Here is a 23,655-nt window from a genome sequence, read left to right as displayed (position 1 = left end):
GCCGACGGCGCCGGCGTTTAACCCCTATCCCCGATCAGTTCAGGTGGGGGAGTTTGAGGTGGCCATAGGCGGGGGAATTTGGGTGGCCATCGGGGGCCCAACGGAGTCGGAGAGCTCCTTCTGAAACCGCCGATTGCCCTCCCCGAGGGTCTTGTCGATGTTGTCCCTGAATGATTCGTGCGCGCCCACCAAAGCCGTCGACACGCCCTTGAGGTAGTCCTCGGACTGCTGCTGCGCAGCTCCAAGCTCCTTGGTCGCAGCCTGGATGCGGGCGATCAGCTCAGAAGTCAGCGAAGCATCGCGCTTCGCGTTCTCCACGGTTTGCCTCAACTCCGCGACCATTGTGGCGAACACATCACGAGTGCGGCCGTAGTCGGCAATGATTCCTTTGGCTCCATCCGTGGCGACCACCAGTTGGTTGGACGACAACTTGATGGCCTCTGTGGCCGCCGCCGACATCTTCATTGTCTCCGTCACGCCATTGCCCGCCTTGGCGAAATCGCTGGCTGCCACGTAGAGGGTTTCCGCGCCGGAATTGAGCCCGGAGATTGCCCGATCGGTCGCGCCGGCCAAGGCCGCCACCGAGGTTTGCAGCGACTTGTTTGTCTCCATGGACTGGCTGAGCAATTGCTCAACTTGCCCAGACAGCGAAGAAATGGCCTGGCCGGTCGACTCCTCGAACTTGCGAGAGCGATCACCCTGGGCAATATCCGCCTGCTCGGCCTGCTTCCGAAGCGTCTCGACAACTCCTGCCACTTGCGTTCCCACAGCCGACAAGGCTTCCTGGAGCTTTTGATTCGTCTCGGACTGCGATTGAGAAACGAGATTCCGAATTTGCTCGACGAACTCTCCCATGCGGGAATTCATCGCCGACTGGCGCGAGTCCATCGCATCCAAGGCCTTCGCCAGCTTGTCGCCCATGGCATCGACCGTGTTGGTGCCAGCGGCGTCCATGTTTGAGGCGAGCTGCCCGAACTGGAGGGCGCTCTCCTTCATCGATTCGCTCGCTTGCTTGAGCAGATCAGCCATGCCGCGCATCTGCCCGCCAAACATCTCTTGCATCTGAGCCGAGAAGCTGGCCAGAACGTCCGTCAACAGCTTGTTGATCGCATCGCCTTGGTTGCCGCTGACCTTTTGGACTGCATCGGTGATAGCTGCCATCGGCTGCGCGACAGCATCAGTAATCGCCTTGCCGACATCGACCGACATCTGGCCAGTGTGTTGAGCCTGGGCTGATATTTGCCGCTCGGTCAGCGTCGTCAGAACCTCCTTCAAGTCGACGACGAGCGTGTCCCTGAGATGCTTGATATGCGTTGCAGCATCCTGGGAAGATTGGGCAAGGCCTTGCAGATACTCCTCGCCGGCTCCGCCCTTGAAGAGTCCATCAATGAGCTCACGAAGCTCTTCAACTTGCCCATAGCGGGCAGTCGCCATCGTCTTCTCGATCCATGTGATCAACATCGCCAGGAAGATTGCGGATGCCGAGACATAGAAAGCGTGGCCTACGGAGCGAACCAAGCCTTGCAACTGCTCCTGAGCGGCGCCGGGATCGACACTGACGTTGAAGTTCACCAGGCCCTTGATGAGACCCGCGAACGTTCCAATGATTCCAAGGCCAGTCAAAACGCCTGGAAGATGCTTGAAGAAGTCGGTCTTGAGCCTGTTGTCGACGATGGCCTGCTCAGTGAAAAAGGCATCAGCCAAGGCGGTGGAGCGATAGCGTTTGATCTTCTGCTGCCCCAGCTCGTCTTCGCCCTCCATTTGAGGATGGAGCGTCTTGGCGTATTCGGCCCAAAGATGCGAAAGAGCTTCGGACTTCATCGCCCTGCTTTTGACGGCATTCAGGTCGACAAGCTCGCCGTTCGCTTTTGAGCTGATAGCTTGGAGCTCGCGTATGGCGTCGCTCAGCTCCCCTCTTAGCTTGAACGAGCCCAGGAAAAAACGCGCGAAAAAGTCGACTGTCAGCGCGGCAAGCAAGACTGCCACAAGCCCTATGTGCCAGTATTCCGAAATCAGCGTGCCTATGTTGTTTGGCATCTATTGCTCCCTATTCAATTTCATTTCAACGGCTATTCCCACTAGGAAATCCCGGTGCAAGTGCTGCGCTCTCTACCCCATAAAGCGTCTGAGCATTTCGCAGCCATAAGTGATGCGATGCAGGATCCAGCCGGTGGTCCGGGCTCGCGTCCACATTCCATCGCCTGAGCACATAGCCTGCGAGAGCTGCCCTGGCCTTGATCCGAAGGCAGCCGTCTTGCATCGCATAGTCGGCTTCGATGGCCTGGGGATGCTCGATACTTGGATGCGGGGCGAGCTCCATCTCCACCATCCTGGCCCACTGCTCATCGGCGCCAAGCAGCTCAGATCCTTCCACCGCCTGGTCCAGCTCCTGGACCTTGCTGATTCTTGTGAGCACGAAATCACTGAATCGCTTGCGCTCGCGGTCGTATGCCCTGACGTGCCAGCGAATTCCGTTGTCAGCTAGGGCAACAGGCACGATCTCGCGCCGCTTTGAGCCTGACGACAGCGACAAGTAGTTGATTCGGGCAGGCCGCTTCGCGCACATGCAGCGGGTGATCGCTCCCAGCACCTTCAAATCAGGTTTGGTGAGTTGTCCTGGCCCCTCGCAAGGCGCTGCAGGCTTCAACCCCAGGTCCAGACCATCGCCAAAGCCTTGCAACAGCCAGGCAAGCACCCGGTCAGGGTTGAACTCAAAAACAGGATGGAACAACTCCGATGGCTTGTAGCAGCGGGCTGCCGAGTCGTATTCGAGATTGTCGGGAGCGATCTCCCGGTAGAGGGCGAGGTCTCGGGATGATGCAGCGGGCTTGATACCGAAACGGGACTCGATGTCGGATCGCCTCAGCTCACCCGTGAAGAACGCGCGCAGCTCCAAGAACGCGAGCCGTTCGCGCTGAGCTTGTGAAGCCTCCACCGGATTGACCAAAAGCGCCGCCTTCCTGTTGTTGCACCGCGCGCGTGGACTATTTTTGCCACTACAGGAAAGATACTAACACGGTCATCAAATTGATGATCTCACCGCACTGAACAGGCCGACAGGGGTTTCGCTAGCTTGACGACCAACCTGCCCACAACTTACCCAAGTCTTCGAGCGAAGGAACTGGGTCGAAAGCTGATGGGTGGGCTATCGCGTTAGAGATGTCAATGCGAACATCGGTCAGAAACTTGCGGAAATCTGGATTCTCTTTTGCGAGCTTGTTCGCGCCGTCCCAGTCAATTGCATCTTTGACCTTTGCTGGGAACAGCACCTGGCTCTTTTGCGGATCGGCAAGATCGAGCTCAACGACTCCGATCCCGAAGGAACCAGAAAGTCGAGCTAGCTCATCGCGAAGCTCTTCTGAATCGTCGATATTTGGAGCAGCCAGGTAGCCCTCATGTGCCCAGGACGAATTCGACACCGCTTGAAAGAAGCTTTCACGCAGGTTGCCGAAGGTGATCTCTCTCTTGAGTTCAAATGAAAAGAAGCGAGCGATAGACATGCCATTGCCAGATAAGGCAAGCAGCTCCTTGTTGTAGTCCTCAAATGGGAACCAGAATCCCACCATATCCGGATGAAGCCACTCGGCATAGCTCTTCTTCGACGAGGTTTCGTGGAAGATTGTTTTGCAATAGACGCCTCTCAATGCGTAATGCGCAAACCTTGAAAGGAACGGATGAATTTGGCGTTCCTTGTAGGGAAACTTGCTCACCTTTTCAGGAACAGCGTTCAACTCTGGCTCGTCCGACTCGGTCGGCTGCATGCCATTCATCACTGAATTCACGACTTCAATCGCTGCCTTACTGGCAATAGGATCCTTGACTGAGAACTTCGCAGGTTTGCCCTCGCGAATAAGGCGAGTAGCCTGGTTGTCTCTAACGTCAACAATGAGCCGCGAATGCAGACTGGCCCAAGGTGTTTGCCCCTTGCTTGCAACCTTTTTGTCAAGACCCGCCACCTTGGCAGCATCCCAGATTTCCTGTGGAGTCATTGCCTTTCCTTGCGTGACAAGGACCTCCTCAGCAAGATTCAAGAATGTGTATTTAGCCATGCGTTCCTCCCGATCTTCTTAGGCTGCGGGCCGCGATCCGCTTGAGCCAAGTTTCGCCTTAAATCCCTCATAAACCATTCCCAAAAGCAAGTCTCCCAGCCCTTCTTTGACAGAGTCCTTCTTGAGCACTTGCTCGGACATTGTCTTGTGGCTCTTAAAGGCGTCAACGACAGCCTTCATCATGGCCTTCTCGAAATCGGGGCTTGCCCCGAACTGGTCAATTTCGTTGGCGGCAGCCTGGCTTTCAAGAACCGAGTTTTCCAACATCTTGTCGCGGATGTGCTGGGCGTAGTTGAGAAGGTCCGCGTCGGTGAGCTCGCCCTCGAAGAGCGTGTTCATCGACTGGATGATCTCGGATAGCTTCTCCTTCTGCGGGTCTTTGGAAACCCCGCCACCGATCTCGGTCAGCGGGTTGAGCTTGCCGTCTTCAGAGACATCTTTGGTCAACGGAATGTCCGCCTGGCCGCGTGAGCGCAGGTTGTAGTGGGTCATCAGCACCGAAGACAAGTCAACTTGGGCGCCGTCGCGGTCGAGCCGAAGCATCGGCAACAAATGCTTCAGGAAGATCGAGCGCTTCTCCAAGTCGGTGTCGGCGTAATTGACGATCTGCGATAGGAAGTCGTAGGCCCTGATGAATGAGCCGACATCCTTGCGGAACATCGTCAGCCGGTCGATCTCCTCCCCGTCCTTGGGCTTGGCATCCTTGGCAGCTTTGAGGCGCTTGGCGAACCGGTCGACAGCCGGGGCGATCTTGGCCTGCAGCTGAGCCTGGGTTCCCTTCGGATTCAAGTAGGCGGCCGCGAAAGCATCGACTTCCGAAGCCTCGTAGATGCGCTCGCCATCGAGCTTGGATTGCAGGTCGTGGATAAGGTTGGGATCGGAGACGCCTGAGAGCTCTGCCTTGCGGTAGTAGGGCTTGAAGGCTTCGAGGATTTCGTCGGCCTCGTTGACGAAGTCGAGAACGAATGTGTCGGTTTTGCCTTTGAAGGTCCGGTTGAGCCGCGAGAGCGTTTGGACTGCGGTCACGCCAGAAAGTTTCTTGTCCACATACATCGAGACGAGCTTGGGCTGGTCGAAGCCGACCTGGAACTTGTTGGCCACGATGAGGACTTGGAAGTCGTCTGTGGCGAAAGCCTCGCGGATGTCGCGGGATGCGAGCCCGGCATTGAGCTTCTCGGCGCGTTCGGAGACGCCATCGGGAAAGCCGCTCTCAGAATCGACAACATCGCCTGAGAAGGCGACCAAGGCTGCCATGTCCTTGTAACCCTTCTTCTTGATGTAGGCGTCGATGGCTAGTTTCCAACGAACGGCTTCCTTGCGGCTGGCGACGACCACCATGGCTTTTGCCTTGCCTTCCAGGCGCCATTTGACATTGGCCCGGAAGTGCTCGACGACGACCTCGATCTTTTGGGCGATATTGTAGGGATGCAGGCGGACCCAACGCATCAAGCTCTTCAAGGCCGAAGACTTCTCGACCTCGTCATCCGAATAGTCCTTGCCGTTGTGGGCCAGGCGGAACGCCATCTTGTAGGTGGCGTAGTTCTTGAGCACGTCCAAGATGAAACGCTCTTCGATAGCCTGCTGCATCGAGTAGAGGTGGAACGGCTCTGGCAGGTTGTCGGGGCCTGCGGGCTCCGAAGGCTTGGGCAGCCGCCCGAAGAGCTCCAAGGTCTTGGCCTTGGGCGTCGCTGTGAAAGCGAAATAGGAGAGGCTCTGGGACTTCGAGCGGCCATGCATGGAGATGAGCATCAGCTCTTCGGCCGAAATGTCATCGCCATCCTGGATTTCCTTGATCCGCTCCGGCTCCAGCACAGCCTCCATGTCGGAGGACAGGACTGCCTTGAGCTTGTTGGCCGCCCCGCCCGCTTGGGATGAGTGGGCCTCGTCGGCGATCACAGCGAAATGCTTGCCCTTGGCCGAAGCGTCCTTAGTGATGGCCTCCATCGCAAACGGGAAGGTCTGCAATGTGCAGATGATGATTGGCGTATTGGCTTTGAGCGCTTCGGCGAGCTGTTCGCTCTTGGGCTTCGAACCGGCCTTGTCGTCGATCTTGCGGACGACGCCTTCCTTGTGCTCGAACTGGTAGATGGTGTCCTGGAGCTGGGCGTCGAGGACCGTGCGGTCGGTGACGACGATCACCGAATCGAAAATCTTCTTGTCTTTGGCATCGTGCAGGCTCGAAAGCTGGTGCGAGAGCCAGGCGATCGAGTTGCTCTTGCCTGAACCTGCCGAGTGTTGGATCAGATAGCGATTTCCAGCCCCTTCGTCCTTGGCTGCAGCGATGAGCTGCGTGACCGCCTCCCATTGATGGAAGCGAGGGAAGATCATCGTTTCGTTCGTCTGCTTCTTGCCATGCTCATCGATCTTTTCTTCGATGGACAGGTGCATGAAGCGACCCAGGATGTCGAGCAATGCCGATCGCTCGAAGACCCGTTCCCAAAGGTAGCTAACCCGATATCCATTGGGGTTTGGCGGGTTGCCGGCCCCTTCGTCGTCGCCCAAGTTGAAGGGAAGGAAGTAGGTGGACTTGCCCGCAAGCCGGGTGGTCATGCAGGCTTCCGCCGAGCTCACAGCGAAGTGGACCAACGCCCCTCGTTTGAAGCTCAGCAGCGGCTCGTTCTTTCGGGTCTGAGGGTCTTGCGGCGGTCGGTCGTCGCGATACTGCTTGACCGCATCGTCGATGGATTGAGTGAAGTCGGTCTTGAGCTCCCAGGTTGCCACCGGAATCCCGTTGACGAAGAAGACCAAGTCGATGGAGTTCTCGTTGGCAGCGTTGCAGGAATACTTGACCTGGCGAACGACTCGCAGGATGACCTTGCCATGCTTTTCGAGGATGTCCGGATTCATGCCGTGGCTGGGCTTGAACTGGCACATATCGAAGCGCGCGCCGACATCCTTGAAACCATGCCGCAGCACGGAGAGCGAGCCTTCCTTGCCAAGGCATTCCGCAAGCCTTGAGAGGACCGATGCCTCGGCCTGGCCGTTGCGATCTGCTTTGATCTTGGCCCAAGTCTTCGGCTGGGTCTGCTTGATCCACTCGATCGCATCCTCGGAATAAAGCCCGAACTGGCGGTCGTAGCCGGTCGCCTTGCCCTCCACCCAGCCGCGAGAGCAAAGCTCGACGACAACTTCCTCTTCAAAGGTCTTCTCTTTATGTTTTTCAGCCATAAGAACTCCCTATTGGATTTATTGTGAAACGGTCAAATCGGCCCGCTCAAAAAGCCACGCGAAAAATCGCTTCACTCCATGAACCCTAGTCATTCCACTCAACATTTGCGCTTGTTCCTCAGGAAGCTCGCGAGCAAAGCCCTGCGAACCGCAGTTATGCATTTCTTCCAGAAGCTGAATGGCCGGCCTCATGTTTTCCGGTGACTTTTCTCTCACACTCGCCGCAAGCCGATACGCCTCAGAATGAGCTTCGCGGTCATTGAGGACAAGCTTGGCGAACAGGTCGGGGTGCGCAAGCTTTAGAGCGATTGGCCATGGCGCGTAGACAGCCGAAGAATTGATAGGTTGCCCGAAAGAGAAAAGGATCACAGCCCGCTCTATGTCGCGCAATGAAAGCTTGAACTGAGTGCCAAGCACGCCCATGACCTGGCTGAATTCCTGAGTGCCGTTGTTCCGTGCGAACCCGTATCGAACCAACGTCTCTTCGCAGTGCTTCCGGTTGTCGTCGGGGGAGTGAAACTCGCCAGACGCATGCTTGGGAAGGCTAAGGGACAGATTGATGAATTTCCCTAGATACGCGTCGGCTTCGACTTCTTGTCCATAGAGGCCCTTGACAGCCGCAGTCAGTTGCTTGCGGTTGATCAGCAAGACGAAGATGATCCCCGGAACATCGAAAAAGTGTTTGATCCGCTCGATGGTGCGAACCGCGAAATCTGGACGGCAGCGGTCGAGCTCATCCACGAAGATGACGATCGGCTTGTCCGATTCAGCCGCAAGTTCTCTTAGTGCCTTCTTGAAGCCGTCAACGGTTTTTTTTCCAGCCTCGTAGTCTTCAATGGACTTGGCCACAAGCCTTTCGAGCTTGTCTGCTCCCTTTTCGCCAATAGCCTCAGCCGACTTCGCAATGTCGTCGCCAAGCTCTGCATTGCCGATGAGCCAGTGGCCCGCCGCATTGGCGGCAAATTTGGCAGCAGCAGGCAACAACGAAGCCCCAATCTTTTTCCCCGCCTCCAGCAGCTTGACTTGGGCTTCGGGCTTGCCTTGCTTTGCCAGCGCAATGAATTCGCTGGCCAGCATGGTGAATGGGTCTTCAATGTGGTCGCGAGCAAAACAGTCGATATAGGCCGTTCGGAATTCTTGATCGGAAAGAGTGGCCTGCCAACGCCGGCCAAACCAAGACTTTCCTTCACCCCATGGAGAGTCAATGGACAAAACGGCCCCGTCAGGCATCCTGGCCAGCATCTGCGTCAGCCGATTTGCAAGCTCCTCGCGCGCATAGAGATCGCCCTCGAATCTGCGAGTAGGGATGTCGTCGGTCGTGGGTCGCTTGAATATTGGCAAGGTCGGTTGATTCATGCTGCCTCCCGAACGTCAATCTTGCCCGTCACCGCAGCTGCGATAAGTGCGGATCTCCTCTCCTTAAGCAGGGCGATCGCTTTTTCTGCTTCCTTCGCGAGCAAATCTGCTTTTTCCTGAATTCTTTTGATGTGCAAAAGAATTTCACGCTGCTCATCCTCAGGAGGGAGCAAAACAGGCAGCTCCATGATATTGCTGGAGGAAATTGACGCGAGATTCGTGCTTTGCTTTGAACGCGTCATGAAGTAAAACTGAGCATACGCGGACCCAGTCACAGCATTTAGCCATTCCGATGACACGAGTGTTGGCCTCACGGCAAACACATGGTTTTGATGAATGCAGCCCGCGATTTCTTCTCGCCAAATGTGCCCACGCCCAAGCTTGTCAAAGTCGCCACCTTCATTCATCAACACGTCGCCGTCTCGCAACTGGTAACGTTGAACATCCTCCACTCCGACTTCGATTTCAGCTACATCTTCCAAGTCCAGATAGCCATCTTGAACATTCGCTACGCGAAGATATGGGGCTTTGACAGTGTCTTTGCCCATATAGTCCTTGCCCTTGGCGACACCACATTGAACAGTTGCCAATCGCTTCAGAGCAACAATTTTCCAGTGACTAGGAACATTTCCCAGCCACTCAACCCCTGTTTGTTTGGTTGCAGCCAAAGGGTTTAAGCCCTTTGTGATCGAGTTCGATCCAACCGCATGCCGCTCTTCTGCTAGAAGTTCAACAAGTCGATTCTGTTCGTGAATCAGTGCATCGATTTTGGTCGTCTCGTGATCGAGAAATTTCCCGATTGCCTTCTGCTCCTCTTCTGACGGAAAGGCTGCTCGTTCATTGAAATACGCGGCTTGATCAAGGTTCTGAATGCCAGACGTTTGATTGATGGAACAGGTCGTCAGCCGAATTGAATAGGCAGCGGCATGAACATAACGCCAAAAGGAAGAAACCATTCCATCCGACAACTCCACTCTAGCAACGAAGTTTGAGCAAACTGCCGGTTTTTCATCGTCATACAGGACTACGCATCCAACAGGCTGTCCCTCGCCTCCACCTGATTTCTCCAACAGCAGGTTACCTTTCAAGAGGACCCGCCCAGAACGCTCCTTTTCAGTTACCTTGCGCATGGTTGGATCGTTCAACTTGACGCTCAAAGTTCCACGATCAAAGTCAGCGACGCGCACGCACGGGATGTCCAGCCCTTCGCTATCGGCCTCCTCACCCCAGATTCCGTTTCTAGCGCTTTCCACAGACGCTTTGATTCGGTCAACGTCCCAATGGTCGGGAACTTGACCGAGCCACTCCACACCGCTGTCTTTGTATTTCGAATATGCAGGAAAGTTCATGCGGAAAGCCCTCCCAGCATCTTGATGATGTTGGCCGTTACAGCTTTCAAGTCCTTGTCGATGGCAGCCAGGTCGCGCGGTGGCTTGAAGACATAGAAGTGGCGATTGAATGGCACTTCATAGCCGACCTTTGACTTTGTCTCGTCGATCCATGCGTCGGGAGCGTGAGGCTTCACCTCGCGATCAAAGTAGGCCTGGATGTCTTCGGCCAGCGGCACATTCTCCGTATCACGAAGTTCGGAGTCGGGCTCGATCTTTCCTTTGCCTTTAGTTTGGACTTCGCCATTCGGGTCACGGTGCTCGATGCAGGACCAAAGCGTTTTACCCATCCAGGCGTTGAGCTCCACAGCCTCCGCCTTGCTGGCAGCAACGGCAGCCGCTTCGGCGTCCTTCCGCTTGAACATCGCTCCCTTGGCAGTCAAGGCCTTCAGGAGCTTCTCAACGCCCTCGACATCCTCTTTGGCCGGAGCCTTCTTGCCGCCCGTGGCAGCCTCCTTGAGGCGGGCCTGGCTGACTTCGTTGGACTCGAAGCGAAGCTTCAAGGGACGCTCGACGGTGATGGTCGTGTAGCCGAAGTCTGAGTTCTTAAAAATCTTCGAGATCGGGGCGATTTCGACCTTGCCATCCTTGGGCGCTGCCGGAGCCTGCTGCCCCTCATTCAAGATGGCATGCGAGATTTCCTTGCCTGCCGCGTCGAAGACGGTGGCGAGGCTTGCCGGGGCGAAGTCGCCATAGAGCTTGGTGATGTCGGCGACATCCTGGACGGAAAGCTCCTTGCGCTTGCTGCCCAGACTCTTGCGCATCTTGACCCATAAGGCAGAGCCATCGACGAGCTGAACCTTGCCCTTGCGCTCGGGAGGCTTGTGGTTGCTCAGAATCCAAACGTAGGTGCCGATTCCGGTGTTGTAGAACATGTCGTTGGGCAGGGCGATGATCGCCTCGACCAAGTCGTTTTCGAAGAGGTATTTGCGAATTTCGGATTCTCCCGAGCCCGCCCCGCCCGTGAACAAGGGCGAGCCGTTGAGGACGATGCCAATGCGGCTGCCGCCCTTGGCTGGGTCGCGCATCTTCGAGACAAGGTGCAACAGGAACAGCAAGCTGCCATCGGAGACTCGGGGCAGGCCTGGCCCGAAGCGGCCATTGAAGCCCTTGGTTTCATGCTCCTTGCGGATGGCATCCTCGACCTTCTTCCACTCCACGCCAAAGGGCGGATTGGAGAGCATGTAGTCGAACTTGCGAGCGCTGTGGCCGTCTTGGCTGAGCGTGTTGCCCAGGATGATGTTGCCGACATCCTGGCCCTTGACCAGCATATCCGCCTTGCATATCGCGAACGACTCGGGATTGAGCTCCTGGCCGAACAAGGCGAGCTTGGCGTTAGGGTTCATCGCAACCAAATGCTCTTCGCCGACGGAAAGCATGCCGCCAGTTCCTGCGGTCGGGTCGTAGAGAGTGCGCACAGCCCCGGCATCGGTGAGGCCGCTGCCGTCATTGATGAAAAGCAGGTTCACCATCAAGCGGATCACTTCGCGGGGCGTGAAGTGCTCCCCTGCCGTCTCGTTGGAGAGTTCGGCGAACTTGCGGATGAGCTCCTCGAACATGTGGCCCATGGCCGCATTGCTGACGTTGGACGGATGCAGGTCCACCGAAGCGAACTTCTGGACGACGAGGAAAAGCAGGTTTGCGCTGTCGAGCTTCAGAACTTGCTTGTCGAACTCGAACTTCTCGAAGATATCCCGGACGTTTTCGGAAAATCCTTCGAGATAGGAGATCACATTGGCCCGCAAGTTGGCCGGATCATTGAGCAACTTGCCCATGTCCATCGGCGAGCTATTGAAGAAGCTCATGCCCGACTTGTCCAGGAGGAATTGCTCCATGGGCATGCCGCTGTCCTTCATAGCCTGGTGCTCGGCTACCACGGCGGCCTTGGTAGGTTCCAAGACACAATCGAGACGGCGCAGGACGGTGAATGGCAAGATCACTTTGCCATACTCACTCTGCTTGTAGTCTCCACGGAGCAGCTCCGCGATGGACCAAATGAAAGATGCGATTTCTGATGCGTTCATTGCTTGCGACTCCCTGATCAAGCTTGTTTGGTATTTCGAACTGCGCGCGCGGCCTTGGGCTTGGCGGCGGATTTGGATGCGGCGGCTGGCTGGGCGGCGGGCTTCGCCAGGTCGGCTAGTGGCCAGCCTAGGCCTTCGCGCTCGCAGTGCTTGCGGACGAGCCACTCCATCATGTTGGCCATGCTGCGCCCCTCCCTCTCGGCAATGAACGCCAGGGCTTGCTTGACCTCCGGATCAAACCGGAAGGCTATGGGGGCATTTCGAACTGTGGCCATGTTTGCTCTCCACTATGCAACTGCAATACAGATGACATACCATTATCAAGCCGGATGGTAAATGTCAACACCCCCGGCAACAACTTGGGAGACAACATGCATCTGGGCATCTGCAATAACACCGGATTGGTTTATGAAGGGATGGGCGCGCCCAATGTGCCGTCGATCCCGACGCCTAGCATCGCCCAGGCGAAGCTCATCGAATCGGATGCCGACTGGAAGGACCTCCCCCGAGGTTTGGCTACCGATGCGCTCCGCTGGGTGTTTAGGGAGGACTCGTTCGATCCGGTAGCCCGGACGCGCAGGGGCCGCCTGTATGAGCCCTATGCGGGCCAATCGCAGCCAGGAGCTCAGAGCGTTGCCCCCCACCCCTACGAGGATCCAATGATGCGATCGGTCGGCGCCATGGGCCAGGTGGTCAAAATGCTCTACACCTTCTGGGCGTGCCAAACGCTGCTGAACAAACCCAATCAAGGACAAGGGATGATCCTGGCGTTGGGGAGCGCAATGGCCTCATCTGCATGGCGGATCGTCCAAGCTGAGGCGCAAGCCAACGGGTCGGTGATGCTGACGCTGAAATCGCTGTCGGCCTACGCCATCCTTCCAGCTATCGACTCCCGACAAGTGGCTGAGATTCATCGACCAGCCATCAATCAAGCCATTGAAAAGGTTCTCGATGCGGCCTACCGGGAGAGCCCTGTTTCGGTGGTGGATCAATGCCGGGCTGCTCTGACGGTGCTGATCTCCAGGTGGCTGGTCCAGTCAGGCCATGCGGACGATTCAGCATTCAAGCTCGAACTCGGAAAACTGGCTGAAAAGTTGGAGAAGCTCGGGATGTATTGCGCAGCCAAGTCAGCTCAAATCGTTGCCATCCTTCATTCGAGAGGCAAGCCCAACGTCCAACACGAAAAGGGAACCAAGCCACCTGAGAGCGGTGATGACGAATTCGCCATTGAATCGGTTGGATTGGTCCTTCGGGAATTCGGATGGGCCATCGCATGATTGGATTTGGACTGCCAAAAGCGAAGGCAGACGCCAAGCCCGCCTTTCGCTTGACTCCTCGGCATCTCTATGAGCCCTTGACGAAGACTGGCGTTGCATGCCCAAGCATTGCCCCAACGAAGTTGTATTCAAAAAACTCCTGAGCTCCGCTGGACGACATGCCGTCTCGGTCCTTCAACTTTCGAATGATCAAAGCCTCTGAGTAGACGACCCGCCAAATCCCATCGTCTTCTGCCACCCCAAGGATCGCGTCGTCATGGCCCTCGATGAATGTCAGTGAGACATCATCGCCTGCGATGTCCGCGCACATTGCACGAAGGCCGCCCGTTTGAGAGCGGCCGCCTCCGCTTGCTTTCGACTGCTTCGGCTTCTTCATCTCGCGCTCCCGGCCAGTTCGTATTCCGCAACCCATTCGCGATGCTCCGCCATGGCTTCGCGCTTTTGAACCAGGCCAAGCATGTAGTCGCAAATCAAGTCCGCGTCTTTGGCGGCTGAGAAGATCGCCATCGGATCCTTCTTGATCGCTTTGACCCATGAGCGCAGGTAAGCCGCGTGCTGCTCTCTGTGATTGGCGTATGCGTCGGCCGCTGCGCCAGCCTGGGCATGGCCTCCTGCCACTGCCCCCAACTGCTGAGCGATACCAGTTGAATGAGCCAGAAGGCACGATGAAATCTCCGCACGCAACTCCTCGAGGGCATAGGCCTCATCGCCCCACTTTTTGCTGATCGCATTGGTCCTGTTCAAGCACTTCTCATGCATCGATGCATGACTGCATTCGTGAAATTCGGTGACCCATCTGTCGTATGGTGTCTTGAACGCCTTCGGCGATGGCATGCGGACCTCGTGAAGGCTCGGGATGTAGCAAGCTTTGTCGCCGCCATGGATAACCATGAGCCCGGTCTGTTCCTTCATTGCGTCAACGATCGCCTGGGCTTTTTCGATTGATTCCAGGCCTGAAGATGGCTCCGCCTCAGATTGCGGGATTGGGTAGCCTTCGATCTGCTCGGCATTGAATACGAAGTAGCGTTTGAGAATGAAAGCCTTGCGGTTTTCCTTGCCTTCACCCTGGCTAGCCGTGCCGGGCTCTGGCGCCCCTACTCTCTCGCCGCCATCGCTCTTGGCCCATGGTTCAACTTCGACGACTTTGACGATTGGCGTGCCGCGCTCGCCCTTGCGGACCCGATAGCCCTTGTCGCCTGCCTGTTTGAAAGTCAACCAGACATTCGAAGAGCGGTTTTGCAGGGCAAGCAGGATGCGATTGATTCCGCGATACCCGTTCTGCGTGCTCCCATTGATCGGCATCAAGGCCTGGCTCTTCCAGGGCTTCTGCCAGGGCGTGTTGCCGGCCTCCATGGCATCAATGAGCTGGCGTGCAACCTCGCTTTTCACATCGAGCTTGGCCTGCCGCACGGCCTCTTGTTCTTGTTCATTGATCGCGTTCATTCGCGCCTCCTTTGTGTTGTTGTTCTTCTTTGTTTCGACGTTTCAGGAGTTCCCCGGCAGGGGGATCTCCCATCCCTCAACCAGTCATCGCCGGCACCCTCTGAGGGTCTCGATCGCAAGCTTGGCAAGCTGATGCGAAGCCTCCTCTGCTCGGTCGAGGTGTTTTCGCGCGCGGCCAAGCTCCACGCTTTGGCGCACTTCGAGCGCCACGATCTCCTTGAGCGACGCCAGCGTCCGCTTGAACGAATCCATATCGCCGCCCTCGGCTTCGCCGGATTCGCATAGCTCGACCGGATCCGCTCGATGGCCGAGCTGCTCGCACTCGCCGTCGATATCGATTGGTTCGATGAGCATCGGGATCTGAACGGGTGTGGGAGCCAAGCCCAAGGCTTCGTCGCCAAGGCGCTTCCATTCGCTGTGTGGGGTTGGCGACTCGTCCATCGCCTTCGAGCGCAAACCTCGGCTGGCCAACACTGAGGAAACACCTTTGAAAGGACCAGCCGCCTTGAGCAACAGGCAAACCTTTCGCAGCGCCGCAAGCCGCGACCTTTCCTTGGCTTGGGCTGGGCCGTCCGTGTCGTCGCCTTCGCCGCCCAAATCGCCCGCCTGCTCCATTTCCTCAGGCAAGAGCCAGTCGTCGACGATCACCAGGCTGTCCTCGCCCTCGCCGCCAGCAGCCTGTCCGCCATGGGCTTTCGCAGCAGCGTCGGGCTGCAGGCCTTCCTCGGCGAGATTCAAATTTCCGCTTTCAATTTCTTTGTCCATCACATTCCTCCAGATAGAGGGCCGGCGGGATGCCGGCCCCTGCATGGGAATGCGATCGACGATGGCCTATTGCTTGCGGCTGGGGCGTTGGCTGACCGGCGGCAAGGTCCGTCCGCCGCATCGGCGACTGGGCTTGCTCGACGCGCACTTCCTGCCTAGGGATGGGCGTTATGTCCCGCATCGCATCGGCCGCCTTTCAATTCACCAGCCAGATCGGATCGACGGCCAACCCTTCAATTGAACTTGCCGAGTTAGCGCGATATCTTGTAATGAACGAATGAAAAGGGGGAAAGCATGAGCACTGATTGGTTGAGCAATGCGGCAAACGTAGCGGCAAATGGAATAGACAACACAAACCCCACTGTTGCTGAATCAGCGCTGCCGCCCGACCTCAAGGGAAAGCTCCAAAAGGAAATGGAAGTGGTGGCCCGATCCATGCTCCTTGAAAGAATCGGCTCACGCCTGAATGGAGCTCCTCCGGAAGGCCTTTCGCTCGATGCGCTTGTTGCCCTCGACCATTCATTGACCAAGCTTTCCGAAAACGGAGCGGACTCGCTCAACAAAGTTGAAGCGTCCGCGCTATTCCTCACCAAGCAGTCCGGCGACAAGGCGCTAGCGGAAGGCGTCCCTCAACCACCTGTGGTTATCCATGATCAAGCGCTATGGGAGCAAATGGAAGGTGTCCGGATGGCTCAACTGGCTGCTGCCGTGAATCGCAAAACCAGCGCGATGTATTCTGAGTATTCAGCTTCCACATTTTCAAAGGCGCTCAAGACCGTCCATTCCAATGTTGTTGGCGGAACCACTCTAGAAGAAGCCGCAACCGATCCGAGCGTCGTAAAAAGAAGCGCATTGGCTGACATGATCTTTCCAAAGTTCGTTGCCAACGCATTGCATGGCATGAAGATTAGAAGCACTCAGGACAATGCATCCATGGCATTGGGTTCATCCGATTTTTCCCAGGGAGCCTCAGTTGACGATTCGCTTGGTGTTGTTGTCATGAAGCTGCACCAAGCCCGCTCCGAGCAAGAATCTGCGGATGCCGCTATTGCGCAGAATTCCACCCCGACAGCAAATCCCCTTTCCAACGGGCCTCGGTAAGGCAACCTCATCGTGTTTGTCATCGACCCAAGCTCAGCGATCCAGCTCGCGTTTTGAAGACGAGGCAGGATCGCTGGGCTGCTTCTGCTATTGCTCACGGCTGGGCCGATGGCTGACCGGCGGCAAGCCCGCCCGCGTCGTCGGCGACTGGGCTTGCTCGACGCGCACCTCCTGCCTAGGGATGGGCGTTATGTCCCGCATCGCATCGGCTGCTGCGGCGATCTCGCCCATGGATGCGATCGGGCCGGCTCCGATGGACTCCATGGAGTGCCCAGCCCCAGCTTCCGAAACAGGCAGGCCTTGCTCCAAGCCATGCTCCGAGGTTGCCTGGCCTGGTTCGCCTGAATGCAACATCGCCGGCTCGACCACGATCTGCGCAGGAAGCGTGGGGTAGACCTCGCCGATGTCGATCACCGGCTCGCTCTGGCCTAAATCTCGCGGATCCTTGGATTGCGCTCCTGGCGAAGCGGGCTTCTTCTCAGGCTCTGACGGTGGCAATGGCCGATGGGAATCGACATCGGCATCCTTTTGAACTGTCGTCCACTCAGCAGCCACAAAGCGGGCGCGCATGGGCGGCATCTTTTGGATGGGCCAGTCCATTTCGTAGGCGTTGCCGCCTGTGAAGAGGATCAACCGGGTCGCCAAGCCATCCTGTGTCAGGCCCAAGCGCGACGAGAGCTCGGAAGGCTTGTAGAGCGGCACATCGTCCCGGCTGTAGGAGAGCGTGGTGGACCGATTGGGGCCTGAACCGCCCGGCCCGTAGGACGAGGACGTGTTCGCGCGCTCGACCTCTCTCGCCCCAAACGATTTGCAGAGCTGCTCGGCGGTTTCGCCTTGCATCATCTGGCCGACCAGCAAGGTTCCGCACATGCCGATCATGGCCTTGACGAACGACGCCCCGTGTATCTCTTCAAGCTGAGCGAAGTCTTGGCATGCGATCACGCAACGGACCCCGCGCGATCTGCCAACTTCGAAGAGCGCCCGCATAGGAATCTTCCCGCACTGGGGCAATTCATCGGCGATGAACCAAAGCTTGCGGTTCTGGTCGTCGCCCATCTCGACGCTGTTCACGATGGCGGCGATGACCCCGACGATGCTCTCAACGTAGCTCTTGGTCAGCTCGCCGTAGGCTGCATGCCCCTGCAAGATGATCTGCTTGAACTTGGACTTTCCCCCGATCCAGTCGATGAAGCTCACTCGGCGCGAGGCTGGCAAGTGCCCCCAGGCCTCGGCCAGGTCGACGATTGCGGAGCAAAACGACGACAGGTTGATTAGGATGCCGGCCGATGTGACCGAAGCCTTCTCGACAGCCCTCACGGCCTCAGGGTGCCACTTCTCCATGATCGCGTGGAGCCGGGTCTGCGGAAGCGTGATCAAGTCGCGCAGCTCCTGCCATCCCCAGTCTTCTCCGCGAGTCTTGCGCAGGTAGATCATCAAGCCGACCAGCAACTGCCGCGATGCGTTCGACCACATGGGGTCTTGGCTCTCCCTGATGATGGCCGAGGCGAAGCGTCGCATGTCGGCCTGGTTGCGCATGTCCTTGGCAATGTCCCAAGCGAGTGATCGGCAGTCCCAAGGGGCCAAGATCGCAGGCTCCTTGAAAGCTTCGGTGAAGTCGCCTTTGGGGTCGAATAGAAACATCTGCTCGCCTGCAGCGATCACCTTGGCGATCAGCGGCTTCATGGCGGTCGACTTGCCGGAGCCTGTGCCGCCGACCACCAGGACATGCCGGGTCCACAAGTCCGCCGGATACGGCACGCCAGGAGCGATCTCATGGTCCGGGCGGCGCTCCACCCGACCCTTGAGGCTGGCGACCAAGGCCGCTTTCGCCTCGTTGCCTGTCAGCCGATTCGAGCCTCGCATGTGGATGAGCTGGTCGCGAGGCCTCAGGTAGCTTCCGGCGAACAGCCACCAAGGCAGCAAGAAGAAGGCGAAGCCAAAGCCCAGCCGCAGCCCGAACGCCCACCACTGGCTCTCATTGAAATTGCCCAGAGTTCTCGCATAGAAGGCCGCCTCTTCGCGGAAGAAATGACCCGGCAACAGGTGGCCCAGCGACTTGGCCCAATACATCAGGTGATCGCCCAACGCGCCGGGCGGCGCATCGAACCCCAGGATTGGGCGCCAAACCAGAGAGAGGGCTGCAACGGCAAAAACCAAACCCGCCACCGCGCTCGTCGCCACATACCCGATCGGGTCGATCCGCTTCACCGAAGGAGCCAAGGTTTGCCCCTGGCCCCATTCATACATCGTCTTGTCTTCCATTCCGCCCTCCTCCATTGCGATCCCTCTCAAGGCGATCGAGCGAGGCTGGTTACACGCGGGGGCTGACAGACGGGCAAGTTATCGGGTCGAGCGGCAAGCAATTCAACCGCACGTCGGCACAGGCATAGACAGGCCTGCAAAACAACCTCTTCAAGCGCATAGCGTGGTAGGAGTGAAGCGCATCCATGTGCATCCATAAATCAAAGATCGCAACAAACTCCAAAACAAAGCTTATGCAACAACAAAACATAAAAACATGCGGAGACATCCATGCCAGACAAAGACCACCACACCATCCAAGATGCAATACACGCAACTGCCAACATGACAAGCAAGGAAAGGCTCGCCCTGCTCGTCAAGATTGAACCCATCTCCCGGAACTCCCATTTCTCAAGCCCAGGAGACCTTCTCCATGAGGTGCTCAGCCGCCTTTGCTCAGGAAGCCGGCATTGGCCCAAAGGCCTCGATTACCAGGCCTTCATCCTTGGAGCCGCTCGCAGCATTGCCAACTCCGATCGCAGACGCGCAGAGCGCTCTGCATATTCGATAGAAGAACTGATGGACTGGGAAGCGCAAGGCCGTGAGGGGCCAAGCTCTGTGCTGATGGAAATCTGCAAAGCCTCGTCCACACAATCTGCGGAAGACGATGCGATCGGTCGAGAGCGCATCCGGATCGTGGCTGAGCTCAATGTCAGGGCCTCGGCGACCCTTGCCAAAGACGCTCTTGCCAAGAGAGCTGCGGAAGGCTATTTAGAAGGGCTGACGCCTGCCGAGATCGCCGAAGAACTCGACATCGACCCCAACACCATGAGGGCGGCAGACCAGCGAGCCTGGCGGGCCTTCATGCGAGCTGGAAAGGAAATGGGCCTCGGAACGATCCACGGCTCAAAGCAATAAGGGAGGACAACAATGAAGAACACCACAAACAACCTCACGCAGAACACGACTCGCACCCTCACCGAAGCGGAAGTCGACCTGATGAGCGAAGAGCAACTCCGAGCCCATCTAAGCTCCCTTGGGCACGACCCCGACAAGCAGCTCGCAATCTTCAGTTCAGCGATTGGCTCGATGAAATGCCAGGCCGCGCTCATGAAAGCAGCGGAACTCGAACCCGAAGCGAAAGAGGACGCGCGAAGCGTCGAACTGTTCCCCATGCCGAAATTCGACAAGATGGCCTACGCTCACCACCTGGTGTCCGCAGGCCGGGGCCAGTGGATGCCATCCGACGATTCAGCGAACGCCACAACCGCCGCAGATTTGTTCGGCAAGCAGAAGTGGGAGAAGACCATCTTCTTCCCAGTTCGCGGCGACTCGATGACGCCCAGCGGCATCCACGATGGAGACTCGATCCTGGTGGAGCTCGGATGCGAAGCCAAGGACGGGGACATCGTATTGGTCCACACGGCGGAACATGGAGAAATGGTCAAACTATTGCGAGTCGATAGGAACGGCGCATGGCTTGAATCCAGCAACACGGCCTATCCGCCAATCCGGCTTGGCGGTCCCGAAACTTTTTCAATCCAGGGCATCGTGAGAGGACGGGCAGGACCGCTGCCATAAACCAAACGCAACGAAAAGAGAATTGCCGGAGAGTCGAGCCGCCTCCGGCTTTATTCACCAACTGACAGCCTGCGTTGATTCAACGCATTGAAACATTTGAATCCAAGACCGGCTGACGAGCTCCGTTCAGACAAAAGGCGCTCAATTGCTGATGAAAGAGCGCTCAAGCCAGACAGAAGGCCAGGTCCTGCATTGCGGCAATCTCCCGCCGCTTGTAATTTGAATGCAGGAGCCTGCTCGCATGGTTCCACATAAAGGGGAGACCATGAAAATCAGAAAACCAAAAATCAACGCAGTCGCTGTGGCGGCTTCGTTGTTGCTTTGCTTGGGAGCTCACGCTCAATCCATGCCAAGCCAGCAGCAAATCAACGAGTTTTTCGCATCCAATCCAACGCCGGACCAAATCGCAGCGGCGGCCGCAGCCTACGGGATGAACCAAAGCCAAATTTCCGCAGCCATGGGCTCGGCAAACTATGGAGGATCCCAGGCTCAGAGGGATTCCGCCATCAATTCCTGGGTCGGCACGCAATCCAATGGCTATGCGTGGAACGGCTCCGGCCAATTGGTCAAATCGCAGCCTGCGCCGGCAACGCCGGCTCCTGTTGGCGTCCAGCAAGCCGTCGCCGGCCAAGGCGTTTATTCGCCAACACAAGGCCGCTGGATCAGCGAATCGGAGCTGCGCCAATACGCCGCCAGCAACCCCAGCACCGATCAAATGATGCAACAGGTGTTGAAGTTGGGGCTCAATCCGTATTCAGCCTATTACGCAGCTTACGTCGTCAGCGGAGCCACCCAGCCCAATGATCCTCGCTATGTGAAGCTGCAGGGGCAGCTCCAAGATGCCATGTATAAGGGAACATATGGATATGGGCTCGCCGACGACATGCAATCGAGTTCGGCGCTAGTCAAAGGCAATGGGTCGATGCAATACCAAATGCCCGACGGAAGCTTCCACACCGTCCGCATGCACAACGGCGTGCCCGATCAGAGCTACGAGCAAGTGCTCTCGACATGGAAAGCTGTCAAGGAATCCAATGCAAATGGAACCGCGATGGACACCTCTTGGCAAAACGGATGCTATCCCGTCGCCCATGCAGCGCCTCCTGGAGCCAAGATTTGCGACCCAAGCCAGAAGAGCGCTTACACCAGCGCAGATGGAGTCGTTGACTACGCAAAAATGTATGCGGACTTGGAGCGCAACCGCCAAGCATCTGGCCAAACGGATCTGCCCGTCGTCTACGGAGCGGCAACGGCCGCTGCCGCAGCCAGCGGCTCGCTGCCGTCTATTGGCAGCGGACCATCCACTTGCCAACCTGGGCAGGTGTTGACCAAGACGCGAGCTGGAATTAGCAAATGCGTTGGCACGCCAATCCCAGTCAAACCGACTGACTTGTGGAAGGGAGCGATCGATGCGGCGAAAGGCGTCGGCGTCGGCATCGCTCCGAGCGTCTTGCCAGGTATCGCCAGCAATGCGACAGCGCAAAATTACAAGCCCCAAGCAACTGCTTTGACTGGCGACACATCCGGCTTCTTGCAATCGAATTGCAATATGGAAAACGGCCAGCCGGTCTGCCACGTTGTCGACCCGCTGCCGCCATGCCGCCCCGACCAGAACCCTAGCACTGGTTGCTCAATGCCCCCGGAATGCAAGATGGAAAATGGCCAGATGTCTTGCCATGTGGTGGATGGAATTGGCTTGGGGCAGGGCCCAGTTGTTTGGCAAACAGGAAAGATGCCTGCTGGCTTCATCCGAGCCGAACCGAACTGGCCAGGAGCCATGCTCGTCGAGGGACTGGGATGGATCGCGCCCAATGGGAAAGGTCCTGCTGTTGAACATGCTGGAACGGGCGGTCTGGAAAAGAATCCCAACATTCTTGGACCTGGCGGCACTGGTGGTCCAGACTGTATTCTTGGGAAGGATGGCCAAGTGTCTTGCAATCGGCCCCCATTGCTTGGCACTGAGCAAGGCCCAGTTGTTTGGCAAACAGGAAAGATGCCTGCTGGCTACATCAGAACCGAACCCAACGCGCCAGGCGCTAGGCTTGTAGAAGGCATTGGCTGGATCGCTCCCAATGGGAAAGGTCCTGCTTTGGAAAATGTTGGAACGGGCGGTCTGGAAAGGAACCCGAATTACAACCCCACTGGAACAGGTGGCATGGAACCTAACCCTTTCGCAACCAACGTGTGGACGACTGGCGGCAGCGGCCCAAGAAAGCCAGAAGCTCGCTAATTGTTCAAGCGGTTTCTAATAACAAAGAGCCTTTGCGCAAGCAAAGGCTCTTTTTGCAACGGTTGTGTTTGCCATGAGAATCTGGGGATTGGTTAGCAAGCCAACGCAAATCGGGGCTCAGCTCCTCTGTTTGAAGAGGACGGAGCCCCAGCGCATAAAGTTTAGATTTGAAAGTTAGTGACCGCTGTCGCGAGCAACTTGAACTACACAGCGAAGGTCCAAATAGCTAGCCAGCCAATAGTTCGAAAGCAACCATTACCATCTATTTGTTCCTGTTGACCCCAAACCGCAGTAAGCGTTTGTGTCAACAATAACGCTGGATCCATCTGAACTAACCAAATAAAGCGTGTTTCCGATGCAGTTATACCCCGGCCCCCAACCATCGCCACCTCCTGGGGTCTTGTATCCGCATTTCGTCGAATTCTTCTCGGCAATGTTTGCTGTCCCGTCACTGTATTTGTTCATCAAGGTCGTTCCCGAACAGTAGGTTCCGGTCAAGACGCCGGTGACTTTGATCCCAGTGGCCGCAGCATAGCCCTTGCCATTGAAGGTTACGCCGTGGCTAGGCAACTGCGACTTTGAATAAGTTGGGAGAGCCGTCTTGCCCTCTGGCGCTTTGTCATCTGCTGCTTTTTCCTCAGTTGTCGCCTTTGAATCCTTCTTTTCACCTGCGAGCTTGTCGGTTGGGTAGCAAGAGAGCATGCCGTTCACTCGCGTGCAGTTCTCGGGGGTTGTGGATTGTGTTTGAGCATGTGAGCTGGCGCTGAGGCATGCCAGCAAAGCGGCTGCTGCAGTGGTTGTTATTTGTTGCGCTAGTCTTGTTCTCATTGGCATCCCCTTCTGTGTGTTGCGCGGCTGCGCATTGATTCAGTCTGCCGCTTCGCGAAGACAACACAAGCCAGTGAATATCCACTGGTCAGAAAGTCGCATTTTTCAACCCCGATGGCCACCCAAATTCCCCCGCCTATGGCCACCTCAAACTCCCCCACCTGAACTGATCGGGGATAGGGGTTAAACGCCGGCGCCGTCGGC

18 protein-coding genes are annotated in these 23,655 nt (G+C 57.1%); 5 read left to right on the top strand and 13 right to left on the bottom strand.

Annotated elements, in window-relative coordinates; translation table 11 throughout:
- Positions 1 to 39: 39 nt before the first annotated feature.
- From zorA to BLW02_RS17805, 8 genes are all read right to left on the bottom strand, one after another.
- Positions 40 to 2,037 carry an anti-phage ZorAB system protein ZorA gene (zorA, locus tag BLW02_RS17840; RefSeq protein ID WP_092701108.1) on the bottom strand — a complete coding sequence of 666 codons (1,998 nt, stop codon included), beginning with the start codon at positions 2,035 to 2,037 and terminating at the stop codon, positions 40 to 42.
- Positions 2,038 to 2,062: 25 nt separating this feature from the next.
- Positions 2,063 to 2,947, bottom strand: a complete 885-nt coding sequence (locus tag BLW02_RS17835; protein WP_092701105.1) for a WYL domain-containing protein — start codon at positions 2,945 to 2,947, stop codon at positions 2,063 to 2,065.
- A 121-nt stretch (positions 2,948 to 3,068) separates the two neighbouring features.
- On the bottom strand, positions 3,069 to 4,049 hold the full coding sequence (locus BLW02_RS17830; protein WP_092701102.1) for an HTH domain-containing protein: 981 nt from the start codon (positions 4,047 to 4,049) through the stop codon (positions 3,069 to 3,071).
- Between the two features lie 18 nt (positions 4,050 to 4,067).
- Positions 4,068 to 7,217, bottom strand: a complete 3,150-nt coding sequence (locus tag BLW02_RS17825; protein WP_092701099.1) for a type I restriction endonuclease subunit R — start codon at positions 7,215 to 7,217, stop codon at positions 4,068 to 4,070.
- Between the two features lie 18 nt (positions 7,218 to 7,235).
- Entirely contained in the window at positions 7,236 to 8,573 is a 1,338-nt protein-coding gene (locus tag BLW02_RS17820; protein WP_092701097.1) for a KAP family P-loop NTPase fold protein, read from the bottom strand.
- Positions 8,570 to 9,922, bottom strand: coding sequence for a restriction endonuclease subunit S (locus BLW02_RS17815; RefSeq protein ID WP_092701095.1), 1,353 nt, complete (start codon positions 9,920 to 9,922; stop codon positions 8,570 to 8,572). Before BLW02_RS17815 ends, BLW02_RS17820 begins: the two co-directional genes overlap by 4 nt.
- On the bottom strand, positions 9,919 to 11,985 hold the full coding sequence (locus BLW02_RS17810) for a type I restriction-modification system subunit M (protein WP_092701091.1): 2,067 nt from the start codon (positions 11,983 to 11,985) through the stop codon (positions 9,919 to 9,921). Before BLW02_RS17810 ends, BLW02_RS17815 begins: the two co-directional genes overlap by 4 nt.
- A 17-nt stretch (positions 11,986 to 12,002) precedes the next feature.
- Entirely contained in the window at positions 12,003 to 12,260 is a 258-nt protein-coding gene (locus tag BLW02_RS17805; protein ID WP_092701088.1) for a hypothetical protein, read from the bottom strand.
- Between the two features lie 96 nt (positions 12,261 to 12,356).
- Here BLW02_RS17805 and BLW02_RS17800 point away from each other — a divergent pair, with 96 nt between their 5' ends.
- Positions 12,357 to 13,262 carry a hypothetical protein gene (locus BLW02_RS17800; RefSeq protein ID WP_139285407.1) on the top strand — a complete coding sequence of 302 codons (906 nt, stop codon included), beginning with the start codon at positions 12,357 to 12,359 and terminating at the stop codon, positions 13,260 to 13,262.
- Between the two features lie 67 nt (positions 13,263 to 13,329).
- Here BLW02_RS17800 and BLW02_RS17795 read toward each other — a convergent pair whose 3' ends face one another.
- The 3 genes from BLW02_RS17795 to BLW02_RS17785 form a co-directional block, all read right to left on the bottom strand.
- Positions 13,330 to 13,638 carry a protein-tyrosine phosphatase family protein gene (locus BLW02_RS17795; RefSeq protein ID WP_139285406.1) on the bottom strand — a complete coding sequence of 103 codons (309 nt, stop codon included), beginning with the start codon at positions 13,636 to 13,638 and terminating at the stop codon, positions 13,330 to 13,332.
- Positions 13,635 to 14,705, bottom strand: coding sequence for an ArdC family protein (locus BLW02_RS17790; protein WP_092701079.1), 1,071 nt, complete (start codon positions 14,703 to 14,705; stop codon positions 13,635 to 13,637). The genes BLW02_RS17795 and BLW02_RS17790 overlap by 4 nt, the downstream gene beginning before the upstream one ends.
- A gap of 84 nt (positions 14,706 to 14,789) precedes the next feature.
- Positions 14,790 to 15,470 carry a hypothetical protein gene (locus BLW02_RS17785; RefSeq protein WP_139285405.1) on the bottom strand — a complete coding sequence of 227 codons (681 nt, stop codon included), beginning with the start codon at positions 15,468 to 15,470 and terminating at the stop codon, positions 14,790 to 14,792.
- A 294-nt stretch (positions 15,471 to 15,764) separates the two neighbouring features.
- On the opposite strand from BLW02_RS17785, the gene BLW02_RS19795 reads away from it, so the two are divergent.
- Positions 15,765 to 16,571: a hypothetical protein gene (locus BLW02_RS19795; protein WP_139285404.1), complete on the top strand. Its 807-nt coding sequence runs from the start codon at positions 15,765 to 15,767 to the stop codon at positions 16,569 to 16,571.
- Between the two features lie 87 nt (positions 16,572 to 16,658).
- Here the strand turns inward: BLW02_RS19795 and BLW02_RS17780 are convergent, their stop codons facing one another.
- Positions 16,659 to 18,833: a type IV secretion system DNA-binding domain-containing protein gene (locus BLW02_RS17780; RefSeq protein ID WP_244273753.1), complete on the bottom strand. Its 2,175-nt coding sequence runs from the start codon at positions 18,831 to 18,833 to the stop codon at positions 16,659 to 16,661.
- Between the two features lie 270 nt (positions 18,834 to 19,103).
- Between BLW02_RS17780 and BLW02_RS17775 the strand changes: the two genes are divergently transcribed.
- From BLW02_RS17775 to BLW02_RS19790, 3 genes are all read left to right on the top strand, one after another.
- Complete coding sequence (locus BLW02_RS17775; protein WP_092701073.1) at positions 19,104 to 19,730, top strand: RNA polymerase sigma factor; 627 nt, start codon at positions 19,104 to 19,106, stop codon at positions 19,728 to 19,730.
- Between the two features lie 12 nt (positions 19,731 to 19,742).
- Entirely contained in the window at positions 19,743 to 20,393 is a 651-nt protein-coding gene (locus tag BLW02_RS17770) for a LexA family protein (RefSeq protein ID WP_092701070.1), read from the top strand.
- 265 nt (positions 20,394 to 20,658) lie between these two features.
- Positions 20,659 to 22,623 carry a phage tail tape measure protein gene (locus tag BLW02_RS19790; RefSeq protein ID WP_139285403.1) on the top strand — a complete coding sequence of 655 codons (1,965 nt, stop codon included), beginning with the start codon at positions 20,659 to 20,661 and terminating at the stop codon, positions 22,621 to 22,623.
- 255 nt (positions 22,624 to 22,878) lie between these two features.
- Here the strand turns inward: BLW02_RS19790 and BLW02_RS19785 are convergent, their stop codons facing one another.
- Positions 22,879 to 23,325 (bottom strand): hypothetical protein, encoded by a 447-nt coding sequence (locus BLW02_RS19785; protein WP_159433799.1) that lies wholly within the window; start codon positions 23,323 to 23,325, stop codon positions 22,879 to 22,881.
- Positions 23,326 to 23,655 lie beyond the last annotated feature (330 nt).

Source organism: Acidovorax soli (assembly GCF_900107605.1).
GTDB classification, from domain to species: domain Bacteria; phylum Pseudomonadota; class Gammaproteobacteria; order Burkholderiales; family Burkholderiaceae_C; genus Acidovorax; species Acidovorax soli.
This window is presented reverse-complemented; position numbering and strand designations above follow the sequence as displayed.